We start from the raw sequence: 13,170 nt of genomic DNA on the forward strand, positions 1-13,170 counted from the left end.
GCAGGCCGGACATGCCGGCTGGAAGCGAACGAAGCGGATGAGGTGGAAACCATGGGTGCTGCAGGGAGGTTGACCAGAGGAGTCGCGGGAGCGGCCGTGCTGGCGACGCTGGCCGTCGGGTGTTCGGGGTCCTCGCCGGAGTCGCCGGAGGGCGGCAGGGGCGAGCAGGCGAACAAGGACGCCGAGCGGGGGAAGCCGGGCGGCGTGGTCCGGTTGATAGGCGACGGCTCCACCGCCTACATAGGCGCTCAGCCGAACCAGCCCGAGCCCGAGCGACTCGAACCCGGCCGGAAGCCCCCGCAGTTCGTCGTCTTCTCCTGGGACGGAGCGGGCGAGGACAGCAAGAAGCTCTTCTCCCACTTCCGCGAGGTGAGCGAGAAGTACGACGCACACATGACGTTCTTCCTCAGCGGCGTCTACGTCCTCCCGGAGTCCGAGGCCCACCGATACGAACCGCCGGGCCACAGCCGCGGTGCCTCCGACATCGGCTACCTCAAGGACGAGAACATACGCGCCACCCTGGAACAGCTCCGCGGTGCCTGGCTGGACGGCCACGAGATAGGCACCCACTTCAACGGCCACTTCTGCGGCCCGGGCGGCGTCGGCAGTTGGACGCCCGAACAGTGGAAGAGCGAGATCCAGCAGGCCAAGTGGTTCGTGAAGAACTGGAAGACCACGACCGGCTGGAAGGACGAGGAGCCCCTCCCCTTCGACTACGACCGCGAGCTCGTCGGTGGCCGCACCCCCTGCCTGGAGGGGCGCGAGAACCTCCTCCCCGCCGCGAAGGAGATGGGCTTCCGCTACGACTCCTCCGGCAACGGCACCCAGGTCTGGCCCGACAAGGAGGGCGGCCTGTGGGACCTGCCGCTGCAGCAGGTTCCGATGCCCGGACGCTCCTTCGAGACGCTCGCGATGGACTACAACTTCCTGGCCAACCAGTCCGGTACGGTCAACGGCGATCCTGCGCAGCGCGAGGCGTGGGGGCGGCAGATGCGCGACGGCCTGCTGGAGGGCTTCGACCGCGCCTACGACGGCAATCGGGCCCCCCTGATCATCGGCAACCACTTCGAGAACTGGAACGGCGGCGTCTACATGAAGGCCGTCGAGGACGTCGTCAAGAAGGTCTGCCCCATGGAGGACGTGCGCTGCGTCTCCTTCCGGCAGCTCGTCGACTGGCTCGACCGGCAGGACCCGAAGGTCCTGGAGAAGCTGCGCACCCTCGGGGTCGGCGAGGCGCCGAAGAACGGCTGGCGGGAGTTCCTGGCCACCGGCCGGGAGGGTGTGACGGCGGCCTCGTGACGGCGTCCGCGGCGCCTGCGGTCCCGTGACGTCGTGGGGTCCGGGACCGGGGCGAACGGACGCCGTCCGAGCGGAGGCGCCGTCCGTCCGTCAGACGGACGAGGACGCCGGTGCCGCGTCCTGCCGGAGCACGAAGGCGGGGTCGACCTGGGCGGCCAGGTCGGCGCCCGTCTTCGCGTTGCCCCAGCTTTCGGCGTTCTTCAGGTGGAAGTGGACCATCTGCCGTGTGTAGCGCTCCCAGTCGCGCAGCTCGTACGACGCGTCCACGGCCTCCCGCATCACGCACAACGCCTTGCGGTTGGTGTCCTCCAGCGTGTCGAAGGGGGCGGCGCGGCCCTTCTCCAGGGCCCGTACCCAGTCGGAGTGTCCGATGGTCACCAGCAGGTCGTCACCGGCCTCGGCCTGGAGGAACTCCAGGTCGTCGGGCCCCTGCACCTTGTTGCCCACCACGCACAACCGGACGCCGTAGTCCCGGGCGTACTCCTTGTACTGCCGATAGACGGCCACGCCCTTGCGGGTCGGCTCGGCGACCAGGAACGTCACGTCGAACCGGGTGAACATTCCGGAGGCGAAGGAGTCCGAGCCCGCCGTCATGTCGACGACCACGAATTCGTCCCGTCCGTCGACCAGGTGGTTCAGGTACAGCTCCACGGCGCCGACCTTGGAGTGGTAGCAGGCCACGCCCAGGTCCGCCTCGGTGAAGGGGCCGGTGGCCAGCAGCCGCACGTCGGAGCCGTCGGTGAGGCCACCGGGGCGGACGCGGCGCGCGCAGGCGTCGTGGATCGGGTTGTCCTCGGTGATCCGCAGCAGCCGGGAACCCTCTCCGGGCGGAGTCGTCTTGATCATCGTCTCGGCGGAGGCGATCCGCGGGTTGGTGCCGCGCAGGTAGTCCTTGATCAGCGGGAGGTGGGCGCCCATCGCCGGCAGGGCGGCCGCCTCCGCCTCGTCCAACCCCAGCGCCACGCCCAGGTGCTGGTTGATGTCGGCGTCCACGGCCACGACGGGTGCGCCCAGGGCGGCGAGGTGACGGACGAACAGCGACGACAGGGTGGTCTTTCCGCTGCCGCCCTTTCCCACGAAAGCGATTTTCATGGTCGGAAGCGTAGTGGCGGCCCGGCGGTGCGGTACCGGATCGCGTGAAGAAGACCACTCGAACGTGGGGCACGGGCGTCGACCGACGGTGCGTAGGGTCTAGGCATGCCTACGACTGCTGATCCCCTCGCCGCGCTGGGCGCGCTGCCCGGCGTCGCCGATTCCGTCGAAGCGGTGCGCGGGGCCGTGGACCGGGTGTACGGGCACCGGGTGATGCGGCGCCGCAGCAGCGAGGTCACCGCCGAGGCGGTGCTGCGCGGGGCCCGCGCCTCGGCCGCCCTCGGCGGTGCCGACTGGCCGCTGGAGGAGGTGCGCAGGCGCAGCGACTTCGGAGTGGACGCCGAGGCGCGCACGGTCGGTGCGGCCCTGCGGGCGACGGCGGAGGCCGGGCAACTGCTGGAGGTGTGGCGGCAGTCGCCGCTGCGGGTCCTGGCCCGGATGCACCTGGTGGCGGCCGGTGGCGACGTGACGGAGCTCGACCGGGAGCCGTCCGCCCCCGCCGGGGAGCGGGTGGGACGGCCGCGCCTGGCGGGCGAGCCGGTCACGGAGCCGCTGGCGGACGGACTGCCGCTGCCGGACGCCGCCGAGGTCTCGGCCCGTCTGGACGGGCTGGCCCGCACCGTCGTGACGGGCACCTCCGCGCCCGCCCTGGTGGTGGCGGCGGTGGTGCACGGCGAACTGATGGCGCTGCGGCCCTTCGGCTCGTACAACGGGGTGGTCGCCCGGGCGGCCGAGCGGATCGTGTTGATCGCCGGCGGCCTGGATCCGAAGTCCGTCTGTCCGGCGGAGGTCGGCCACGCCGAGCAGGGCGCCGAAGCCTACGTCGAAGGACTGCGGGGATACCTGTCCGGCACCCCGGAGGGGATGGCGGCGTGGATCGCGCACTGCGGCCGTGCGGTGGAGTTGGGCGCGCGTGAGAGCACGGCGGTCTGCGAGGCGTTGCAGCGCGGGGCGGCCTGACGGCGGAGCGCCCGACGGCTGGGGCGCGGAAGCGTGTCCGGCGCGGCTCGTACACGAAAAACCCGTACACGAGAAAGCGGCGGCACCGGCGTGGAGTCGGTGTCGCCGCCGGCACGTCCACCGGGTTACCAGGCGTGCATCTCTGGCGCCGTCATCAGGGGGGACTTCGCCCGACCCTGGTGCGGCCGGCCCGGTCGCGGGTCTCCTGCGCGTGGGTTCCCGGTCTCCGTGCTCGGTCCGTGGGGCCTTCGCCTGTACCGGACTTCCCGCCGGAAGCGGTCGGTTCAGGTCTCGCGGGCCGCTTGATTCCTTTGTACTCCCCTCGGCGTCGGAGCGGAACCTTTCTCGCGTTTCTTTGCTTTTCCTCTCAAGCTTCGCTTGTCCGACGCAAGGTGCAAAAGGAGTACAAGAAGCGTAGTGCCGTGCGTGGCGCCCGCCGTGGGTGCTCGTCGGCGCCCGTGGTGCCACCGGACGAACACCCCCGGAGGCCTGTGCCGGTACGCGTCAGGCCTCCGCGAGGCCGAGGCGGGTCCTGCGTCGACTCGCGTACCAGACCAGCCCCGCGGTGGCCGCCGCCGCGCCGACCGCCACCGCGGCGGCCAGGGCCGGCCGCCGGGGGATGGAGAAGGTGGGGAAGCGCTGCTTGAGGCGGACGGGACGCTGGAAGGTGAGGATCGGCCAGTCCCGTGCCTGGGCCTCCCGGCGCAGCGCGCGGTCGGGGTTGACGGCGTGCGGATGGCCGACCGCCTCCAGCATGGGGACATCGGTGATCGAGTCGCTGTAGGCGTAGCAGCGGGAGAGGTCGTACCCCTCGGACTCGGCCAGTTCGCGCACTGCCTCGGCCTTCGTCGGCCCGTACGCGTAGTACTCCACCTCGCCGGTGAAACAACCGTCCTCGACGACCATGCGGGTCGCCACGACGCGGTCGGCGCCGATCAGCTCGCCGATCGGTTCGACCACCTCCGCGCCGGAGGTGCTCACGATCACGACGTCCCGTCCGGCGAGGTGGTGTTCCTCGATCAGGGAGGCGGCCTCGTCGTAGATGATCGGGTCGATGAGTTCGTGGATCGTCTCGGCGACGATCTCCCTGACCTGCTGGACGTTCCATCCCCGGCAGAGCGCGGACAGGTAGGCGCGCATCCGTTCCATCTGGTCGTGGTCGGCACCGCCCACGAGGAACACGAACTGCGTGTACGCGGTACGCAGTGCGGCACGCCGGTTGATCAGTCCCCCTTGATAGAAGGACTTCCCGAAGGTGAGCGTGCTCGACTTCGCGATGACCGTCTTGTCCAGGTCGAAGAAGGCAGCGGTGCGCGGCAGCGAGTGGTTTTCCACGGGGCGAGCATATGCGCCCGCCATTCGGCGTAAGGTGGGGCGCGTGGGTTTGCCTGAGAAGGCTCTCGGGTACACCATGGAAGTCACGGATCGTTCGCGACCGTGCCACCCCGGTCCGGCTCCTCCCCCCCCCGAGTCGGCCGTGGGGACGACCCCCGCTCTCCCCCCCGGCGGGGGTCGTCGCATGTCCGGGGCCCTTTTCCGGCGTCGGGCCCCTTCCTCTGGCCCTCTTCGGCCCTCGCGGGTGCCCTCGTGCCCCCTTCCAAGATCCGTCACGCAGAGTGTTCGTCAGGCTGCGTCCACGGAGGCGCCCGTTCGAGTGAGCAAGTTATTCACAACTGCCGAGTTGTCCACGCATTTAGACCAAGATCATCGAGTTTTTCCGTTCCCCGTCACCGTGATTGAGCACGGCGTTCGCGGCGGTTCCGCGAGCTGGAGAGCCGTAATCCGGAAGGGAACGGGACGTGACCGGAAGCATTCTGATCGTCACCGAGGACGAGAAACTGCTGGACGACCTGTTGCGCCTGTGCGCGGCGGCAGGCACCGAGGCGGAGGTGGTGCACGGCCCGCCACCGGGGCCGGGGTCCTGGGAGAGCGCTCCGCTGGTGTTGGTGGGCGACGATCGGGCCGGCCCGCTCTCCCGGACGGCCGGGGCGCCCACCCGTCGAGCGGGGGTGCTGCTCGTCTGTCGGGACTTGGACGACCCCGGCGTCTGGCAACGCGGTGTGGGAATCGGCGCGGAACACGTGGTCTTCCTCCCGGACGGCGAACCCTGGCTCACCGGACGGATCGCCGACGCGGTCGAGGGCGTCGGGCGGCAGGCGCTGACCGTTGGCGTGCTGGGCGGCCGGGGCGGTGCGGGAGCGTCCACCCTGGCCTGCGCGTTGGCGGTCACGGCCGCGCGGGCCGGGCACCGCACGGTGCTCGTCGACGGCGATCCGTTCGGCGGCGGGCTGGACATCCTGCTCGGCGGAGAGCGCGTGGAGGGCCTGCGCTGGCCCGCGTTCGCCGACTCGCGCGGTCGGGTCGGGGGCGTGGCGCTGGAGGAGGCCCTGCCTCGACTGCACGGCCTGCGAGTGCTCAGTTGGGACAGGGGCGAGAGCGTGACCGTGCCGCCCGAGGCGGTGCGGGCGGTCCTGGGCGCCGCCAGACGACGGGGCGGGGTGGTCGTGGTGGATCTCCCGCGGCGGCCGGACGACGCGGTCGCCGAGGCGCTGGTCCAACTGGATCTGGGCCTGTTGGTGGTGCCCGCCGAGCTTCGGGCGGTCGCCGCGGCGCAGCGGGTGGCGTCCAGGGTGGGCCTGGTGCTGCGTGACGTGCGAGCCGTGGTGCGCGGCTCCACCGGTTCCGGGCTGGACGGCGAGGAGGTCGCCCGGCTGCTCGGGCTGCGGCTCGCCGGCGAGCTCCCCACCGAGCACGGACTCCTCGCGGCGGTGGACGCCGGGCGGCCGCCCGGCTCGGACGCGCGTGGTCCGTTGGCCCGGTTCTGCGCGGAGTTCTGGGCCCGTGCCCTGCCGGCGGGCGACGGGGCGTCGCCTCCCGAGGGTCGGGGGAGCGTGGCGGTATGAGGGGGCGCATCGGAATCGAACCCGTCCCGGACGGGCCGGTGGGGGCGGGAGTGCTCGCCTCCTTCGGGGGTGGTGCGGCGGTCGGGGCGCCGCCCGTCGCCCTGTCCGGGGCGCCGCCCGGACAACGATCGAAACCTCCGGCGGTGCCCACGGTGGCGTCGCCGTCCGAGCCGTCGAGGGCCCCGCGGTCCGATGCCCCGCGGGCACTGGTGGAGGCGGTGCGGCTGAGACTGGCGGAGGCAGGGGCCGAGCCCACACCCGCCCGGGTCGCGGCGGCGCTGCGGGCCCAGGGGCGTCTCCTGGGTGACAGCGCGGTGCTGGGGATCGTGGAGGCGCTGAGGTCGGAGATGGTCGGTGCCGGCCCCCTCGAACCACTGCTGGCCGAACCGGACGTGACGGACGTGCTGGTGACCGGCCCGGACGCGGTCTGGGTGGATCGGGGCGCCGGAGTGGAGCGCACCGGAGTCCGTTTCCCCGACGCGTCGGCGGTCCGCAGGTTAGCCCAACGGCTGGCCACCGCCGCGGGGCGGCGCCTGGACGACGCGCACCCCTGGGTGGACGCCCGGCTTCCGGACGGCACACGGCTGCACGCGGTGCTGCCGCCGGTGGCGGTCGGCTGTACCTGTCTGTCCCTACGGGTGGTGCGCCCACGCGCGTTCGGACTGTCGGAACTCGTGGCGGCCGGTACGGTGCCACCCAACGGTGACCGACTCCTGCGGGCGGTTCTGGACGCCCGGCTGTCGTTCCTGGTCAGTGGTGGTACGGGCACGGGGAAGACCACGCTCCTGTCGACGCTGCTGGGTTTGGTGGGACCGGGGGAGCGGATCGTCCTGGCCGAGGACTCCGCCGAACTGCGCCCCGACCACCCGCACGTGGTGCGGTTGGAGACCCGTCCGGCCAATCAGGAGGGCGCCGGCCGGGTGTCCCTGCGGGATCTGGTGCGGCAGGCGCTGCGGATGCGCCCCGACCGGCTTGTGGTCGGCGAGGTGCGCGGGGCGGAGGTGACGGATCTGCTGGCCGCCCTGAACACCGGCCACGAGGGCGGCTGCGGCACGGTGCACGCCAACGCGGCGGCGGACGTGCCCGCTCGGCTGGAGGCGTTGGGCGGTACGGCCGGGCTCGATCGGACCGCCCTGCACAGTCAGCTCGCGGCGGCGCTGTCGGTGGTGCTCCACCTGGTCCGGGACCGCCGGGGACGACGACGGGTCGCCGAACTCCACGTGTTGGAGCAGGACAGGTACGGCCTGGTATCGACGGTACCGGCCGCCATCTGGGCGCCGAACGGTTTCGTGAGGGAGCGGGGTTGGCCGCGGCTGGAGCGGCTGTGCGCGCGGGGTGGTGGTGTGCCGTGACGGTGTCGTACCCCCGGCTCGGGCTCCAGACGGGACTTCACCTCGGGGCCGATCTCGGGAGCCGGATCGTCTTCTGGGCCGGTACGCGGCCGGAGGCGCTGTACGCGGGAACGGCATGTGCCGCGCTGGCGTGCGCGCTGGCGTGCGGGGTGGTGACGGGCCGGCTGTGGGGGCGTGCCGGGGAGGGAGCACGGAGAGCGCGACTGCTGTGCGCGGACGGTGCCGCGCCGCTGCCCGGAGGGGGCGGGCCGGAAGGCTGGGCGATGACGGCCGCGGCGCGCGTACGGCACCGCCTCGGGGCCCGAGTGGGGCGTGAGTGGTGGTGCCTGGCCGGTGGGGTGCTGCTCGCCCTGTGGGGAGAGTCGGTGCTGCCGCTGTCGGCCGGTGCCGTGGCCGTTCCGCTGACGAGACGCGCGCTGCGGCGGCGGGAGCGGCGGCGGGCGGGGGAGTCGAGGGAGGTGGCCGTCGCCGATCTGTGCTCGGCGGTCGCCGGTGAGTTGCGGGCCGGTCGAACGCCCGAACGCGCCCTGTTGGCGGTGGGCATGCCCGGTTTCGGTGCCGGGGGCGCGGCGGTGTTGGCGGCGGCCCGCTTCGGTGGGGACGTGCCGGAGGCGCTGCGGCGACTGTCCCGGCGGGAAGGCGCGGGTGGACTGCGCGGAGTGGCCGCGTGCTGGCGGGTCGCGGTGGACGGGGGAGCGGGGCTCGCGGACGGCTTGGACCGGCTGGCCGGTGGGCTCCGGGCGGAACGCGATCGGCGGGAGGAACTGCGCGCCCAGTTGGCGGGACCGCGTTCCACGGCGTTGGTGCTGGCCCTGCTGCCGGCCTTCGGGCTGCTGCTGGGCGGGGCGATGGGGGCACGTCCCCTGCATGTGCTGCTGCACAGCCCGGTCGGATGGGGCTGTCTGGCGGCGGCCGCCCTCCTGGAGTGGGCCGGACTCGCCTGGGTCGCCCGGATCGTCCGGACGGCGGAGAGGGGAGGGCGGGAATGAGCGTCGATTTCGTCCACAGGCTGTGGACGGGGCTGGTGTCGCTCCTGGAGCTTCCGCTGCCGAACCGGACGCTTCCGTGGTCCGTGCTGCCCGCTCTCGTCCTGTCACCGGGGATCGTGTGCACGGTAGGCGGGAGCTTGATGGCGGGTCGGTCCCGGCGTCGACGGCTGGAGGCGTTGAGGGATCCCCGAGTCGACGTGCGTCCGCCTCCTCGATCGGTCGGGACGCGGTGGCGCCGGCCGGCGACGGGGGTGGCGGCGGCTCTCGGCGGCGCCGGTCTGGGCTTCGCCCTGGCGGGTGGGCCGGTGGGCTGTCTGCTCGGTCCGCTCGTGGCCTGTGCCCTCCACGGGGCGAGGGGGCGGGGCGGTCGCGGATCGAGCGCTGCCGCACCACGCGGAACGAAAGATAACAAATTTGGCTGTTCAGGACCGGATGCGGAGGCGTACGCACAGTTGCCGATCATCGCCGATCTGATGGCGGCATGCCTGACGGCGGGCTCGGGACCGCGCGAGGCAGCCGGCGCGGTGGGCGGAGCGGTCGGCGGACCGCTCGGTGAGGGGCTGGTGAGGGCATCGGCCGAGCTACGGCTCGGCGGTGACCCGGCGGTGGTCTGGGGGCGGTTGGGGGAGCTGCCCGGGGCGGCCGAACTGGCGCGCTGCCTGGAGAGGGCCGGGACGGCCGGGGTGCCCGCGGTGGAGTCGGTGGGTCGGTTGGCCGCCGAGTGCCGGGCCCGCCGCGCGCGGGCGGCCACGGAGCGCGCCCGGCGGGCCGCGGTCCTGGTCACGGGACCTCTGGGGCTGTGTTTCCTGCCCGCCTTCCTACTGGCGGGGGTGGTGCCCGTGGTCATCGGCCTGGCGCGGTCGCTGTGGTGAGCCGCGCCGACGCCCGGAGACGGAGAGGGGAGTGCGAACGCGGCGTGGCCCGGTGACGGAAGGGGCGCCGGAGGCGAGGCCGCACGGAAGGGGCGTGGTGGGACCGGGCGGGACGGAGCGGCCCGACGGCGTTCGGGGCGCCGGCGAAGGACCGGCGAAGGACCGACGAAACAACGACGAGACAAGGAGAAGGACCGTGTGGGTAGGGACGAGTGCGCGAACGCGCGAGTTCACGCGTCGGATTCGGAGCGGTGACGCGCAGGCCGGGATGAGCACCGCGGAGTACGCGGTGGGCACGATCGCCGCCGCGGGTTTCGCGGCGGTGCTCTACAAGGTCGTCACCAGCGGGCCGGTGGCCGAGGCGATGCGCGGCCTGATCGAGAGGGCGCTCGATGCGGGCCTTTGACCCCGCCACCGGCTCCCCCGCCCCGTCCGGCTCCGGGGCGGGCGGGGCGGGGGAGCGGGGCCACGTGACAGCGGAGACGGCCGTGGTGGTGCCCTCCCTGGTCGCGTTGCTCGGACTGTTGCTGTGGGGCGTGACGGCTTCGGTGGCGCAGATCCGCTGTGTGGACGCGGCGGGGGCGGGGGCACGTGCCGCGGCCCGCGACGAGCCGCCGGAGCGGATCCGACAGGCGGTGAGGACGGTCGCACCGTCCGGAGCAGTGGTGGAGACGGGACGCGAGGGCGATCTGGTGTGGGTGCGGGTGACGGCGCGGGCGGCCGGCCCCGGGCTGCTGGGCGTGGATCTGGAGGCGGAAGCGGTGGCGCATGCGGAACCGCGGTGACGGCCCGACAGCCGGGTGGTGGGCGCATCGGTGGGGCCGCGGCGCATGCCCCCGCCCCCACCGCCGGACGTCCTCGTGGGACAGGGGGTCGGCCACGGTCTGGGCGGTGCTGTGCGGGCTCGCGCTGTGTGCGGTGGCGGCGGCCGTCCTGGGCCTTGGGCAGGCGGTGGCCGCCCGGCACCGGGCCGGTGCGGTGGCGGACACGGCGGCCCTCGCGGCCGCCGATCACGCCCTGTGGAGCGCGGAGGAGGCGTGCGCCGCCGCTCGGCGGGTGGCCGGGGCCCAGCGGGCGCGGGTGGTGCGCTGCCGGCTGGAGGGCGCGGTCGCCGACGTCACGGTGCGGGTGCGGGCGGGTCCGTACGCCGCCGTGGCGCGGGCTCGGGCGGGGCCTGCCTCAGCAACTCCGTGAGGAGCCGGACGGCGCCGCTTTTGTGCAGTGGATCGTTGCCGTTGCCGCACTTGGGTGACTGGATGCACGACGGGCAGCCGCTGTCGCACTCGCACGCGGCGATGGCCCGCCGGGTCGCGGTGAGCCACTCCTGGGCGGTGCGGAAGGCGCGCTCGGCGAAGCCGGCCCCGCCGGGGTGCCCGTCGTAGACGAAAACCGTCGGAAGGAGGGTGTCGGGATGCAGCGGGACGGAGACCCCGCCGATGTCCCAGCGGTCGCAGGTGGCGAAGAGGGGCAACATGCCGATGGAGGCGTGTTCGGCGGCGTGCAGGGCGCCCGGCAGTGTCTCCGGCCCGATCCGGGCGGCGTCGAGCTGGTCCTCGGTGACCGTCCACCACACCGCCCGGGTACGCAGGGTGCGTGGCGGCAGGTCGAGCCTGGTCTCACCGAGCACCTCGCCCGTGACGAGCTTGCGGCGCAGGTAGGAGACGACCTGGTTGGTGACCTCGACGGAGCCGAAACACAGTCGGGCCTCGCCCCAGGGCACTTCGACGTCGGTCTCCAACACCGAGATCGCGGTGGTGTCCCGAGCCATGGTGGTCCAGGGTGGGGAGGCCTCCTCCACCAACGCCACGGAGTCCTCCAGGTCCAGGCGGCGCACGGTGTAGGTACGGCCCTGGTGGAGGTGGACGGCGCCCTCGTGGACGGTGGTGTGGGCGGCATCGGCATCCACCGTGCCCAGCAGCCGTCCGGTGCCCTCTTCCACCACCTGCACGGGCCGGCCGCCCCGGCCCCGGATGTCGGTGAGGTCGGCGGCCCGGTCGCGACGGGTCCAGTACCAGCCCGTTCCCCGCCGGCGCAGCAGCCCGCGCCGCTCCAACCGTGGCATCAGCTCGGGCACGGCAGGCCCGAACAGGTCGAAGTCGGTCTCCGTCAACGGGACCTCCGCGGCGGCCGCACACAGATGGGGTGCGAGGACGTAGGGGTTGTCCGGATCCAGGACGGTGGATTCCACGGGGCGCCGGAAGATCGCGTCGGGATGGTGGACGAGATAGGTGTCCAACGGGTCGTCCCGGGCGATCAGAACGGCCAGCGCACCCTGGCCGGCCCGCCCGGCCCGGCCGGCCTGTTGCCACAGCGAGGCCCGGGTGCCGGGGTAGCCGGACAGCAGCACGGCGTCGAGACCGGAGACGTCGATGCCGAGTTCCAGGGCGGTGGTGGTGGCCAGCCCCAGGAGCCGCCCGGAGTGCAGGTCCCGCTCCAGGGCCCGGCGCTCCTCCGGCAGGTAGCCGCCGCGGTAGGCGGCTATCCTCCCGGCCAGGCCGCGGTCGACCTCGGCCAGCCGCTCCCGGGCGATCACCGAGATCAGCTCGGCGCCGCGCCGGGAACGGACGAAGGCGACGGTGCGCACGCCCCGCACGGCCAGGTCGGTGAGCAGGTCGGCGGTCTCGGCGGTGGCGGTCCGCCGCACGGGGGCGCCGCGCTCACCCCGCACCTCCGTCAGTGGCGGCTCCCACAGGGCGAAGACCACCTCGCCCCGTGGAGAGGCGTCCTCGGTGATCTCGGTGACGGGGAGCCCGGTGAGACGTGTCGCGGCCGCGCCCGGTTCGGCGGCGGTGGCAGAGGCCAGCAGGAAGACGGGAGCGGAGTCGTAGCGGGCGCACACCCGCCGCAGTCGGCGCAGCACCTGGGCGACGTGCGAGCCGAACACCCCCCGGTAGGTGTGGCACTCGTCGACGACCACGTAGCGCAACGCGCGCAGGAAGGAGGACCAGCGGGCGTGGGCGGGGAGCAGCCCGCGGTGCAGCATGTCGGGATTGGTGAGCAGGTGGTTGGCGTACCGTCGGGCCCACTCGCGCTCCTCGGCCGGGGTGTCCCCGTCGAAGACGGCCGGTCGCACCGCGTTCCCCAGCGGTGCGGCCAGCTCGGCCACCGTTCGCCGCTGGTCGGCGGCGAGCGCCTTGGTCGGGGCCAGGTACAGGGCGGTGGCGCCGCGCCCGTTCGGGGTCTCCGCACCGTCCAGCAGAGAACTGAGCACCGGCGCCAGGTACGCCAGGGACTTGCCCGAAGCCGTGCCGGTGGCGACGACCACCGAATCGCCGCGCAGGGCGTGCTCGGCGGTGCGCGCCTGATGTTCCCAGGGACGGGCGACGCCCGTCGCCCGTATTGCGTCGATCACTTCCGGCCGAATCCCGTCCGGCCAGTCGGCATGACGCCCGTCCCGTGGGGGCAAGTGCTCCACATGGGTGATGCGCACGGCCCTGTCCGCTCCCGCGGCAAGGCTTTCGAGGACCGTACGGGGGGACGGGGACGAGGGGTGTGCGCCGGTGGACGCCGCGTGCTGGTTGCTGGCCATCGGAACCGAGTGTGTCACCGGCTCGACGGACAATGCCCGCAAGGCGTCGTGCAGCCCCCCGGGTAAGTGATTGAATGCTGCTGCGGCTGCCGATCCGTCCTCTACCTTCGGCGGGGAGAAGATCCCCACCGCCGGTGGGGAGAACCCAATCCCCGCCCTCGGGGGAGAACCAGG

General features: G+C 73.2%; 12 protein-coding genes. 9 read left to right on the forward strand and 3 right to left on the reverse strand.

Features of this window, described 5'->3' with window-relative positions; translation table 11 throughout:
- The first annotated feature begins 51 nt into the window (after nt 1–51).
- Nucleotides 52–1,299 (forward strand): polysaccharide deacetylase family protein, encoded by a 1,248-nt coding sequence (locus F0L17_RS14030; protein WP_155071328.1) that lies wholly within the window; start codon nt 52–54, stop codon nt 1,297–1,299.
- Nucleotides 1,300–1,389: 90 nt separating this feature from the next.
- On the opposite strand, the gene F0L17_RS14035 is transcribed toward F0L17_RS14030, so the two are convergent.
- Entirely contained in the window at nt 1,390–2,391 is a 1,002-nt protein-coding gene (locus F0L17_RS14035; RefSeq protein WP_155071329.1) for an ATP-binding protein, read from the reverse strand.
- Between the two features lie 105 nt (nt 2,392–2,496).
- Here F0L17_RS14035 and F0L17_RS14040 point away from each other — a divergent pair, with 105 nt between their 5' ends.
- Nucleotides 2,497–3,351: a Fic family protein gene (locus F0L17_RS14040; RefSeq protein ID WP_155071330.1), complete on the forward strand. Its 855-nt coding sequence runs from the start codon at nt 2,497–2,499 to the stop codon at nt 3,349–3,351.
- A gap of 504 nt (nt 3,352–3,855) precedes the next feature.
- On the opposite strand, the gene F0L17_RS14045 is transcribed toward F0L17_RS14040, so the two are convergent.
- Nucleotides 3,856–4,710 (reverse strand): HAD family hydrolase, encoded by an 855-nt coding sequence (locus F0L17_RS14045; RefSeq protein ID WP_155071331.1) that lies wholly within the window; start codon nt 4,708–4,710, stop codon nt 3,856–3,858.
- A gap of 440 nt (nt 4,711–5,150) precedes the next feature.
- Between F0L17_RS14045 and ssd the strand changes: the two genes are divergently transcribed.
- From ssd to F0L17_RS14080, 7 genes are all read left to right on the forward strand, one after another.
- On the forward strand, nt 5,151–6,254 hold the full coding sequence (gene ssd, locus F0L17_RS14050; protein WP_162466192.1) for a septum site-determining protein Ssd: 1,104 nt from the start codon (nt 5,151–5,153) through the stop codon (nt 6,252–6,254).
- 152 nt (nt 6,255–6,406) lie between these two features.
- Nucleotides 6,407–7,606, forward strand: coding sequence for a TadA family conjugal transfer-associated ATPase (locus F0L17_RS14055; protein ID WP_338018259.1), 1,200 nt, complete (start codon nt 6,407–6,409; stop codon nt 7,604–7,606).
- Nucleotides 7,607–7,731: 125 nt separating this feature from the next.
- Nucleotides 7,732–8,595: a type II secretion system F family protein gene (locus F0L17_RS14060; protein ID WP_238420579.1), complete on the forward strand. Its 864-nt coding sequence runs from the start codon at nt 7,732–7,734 to the stop codon at nt 8,593–8,595.
- Nucleotides 8,596–9,047: 452 nt separating this feature from the next.
- On the forward strand, nt 9,048–9,467 hold the full coding sequence (locus F0L17_RS28325; protein ID WP_338018084.1) for a type II secretion system F family protein: 420 nt from the start codon (nt 9,048–9,050) through the stop codon (nt 9,465–9,467).
- A 196-nt stretch (nt 9,468–9,663) separates the two neighbouring features.
- Entirely contained in the window at nt 9,664–9,873 is a 210-nt protein-coding gene (locus tag F0L17_RS14070; protein ID WP_162466193.1) for a DUF4244 domain-containing protein, read from the forward strand.
- A 64-nt stretch (nt 9,874–9,937) separates the two neighbouring features.
- Nucleotides 9,938–10,252 (forward strand): TadE family type IV pilus minor pilin, encoded by a 315-nt coding sequence (locus tag F0L17_RS14075; protein WP_238420976.1) that lies wholly within the window; start codon nt 9,938–9,940, stop codon nt 10,250–10,252.
- Nucleotides 10,236–10,661 (forward strand): Rv3654c family TadE-like protein, encoded by a 426-nt coding sequence (locus F0L17_RS14080; RefSeq protein WP_155071335.1) that lies wholly within the window; start codon nt 10,236–10,238, stop codon nt 10,659–10,661. Before F0L17_RS14075 ends, F0L17_RS14080 begins: the two co-directional genes overlap by 17 nt.
- On the opposite strand, the gene F0L17_RS14085 is transcribed toward F0L17_RS14080, so the two are convergent.
- Entirely contained in the window at nt 10,585–13,050 is a 2,466-nt protein-coding gene (locus F0L17_RS14085; protein ID WP_155073634.1) for a DEAD/DEAH box helicase, read from the reverse strand. The two genes, F0L17_RS14080 and F0L17_RS14085, sit on opposite strands and share 77 nt — an antisense overlap.
- Between the last annotated feature and the right edge of the window lie 120 nt (nt 13,051–13,170).

This window comes from Streptomyces taklimakanensis (genome assembly GCF_009709575.1).
Taxonomy (GTDB): Bacteria; Actinomycetota; Actinomycetes; order Streptomycetales; family Streptomycetaceae; genus Streptomyces; species Streptomyces taklimakanensis.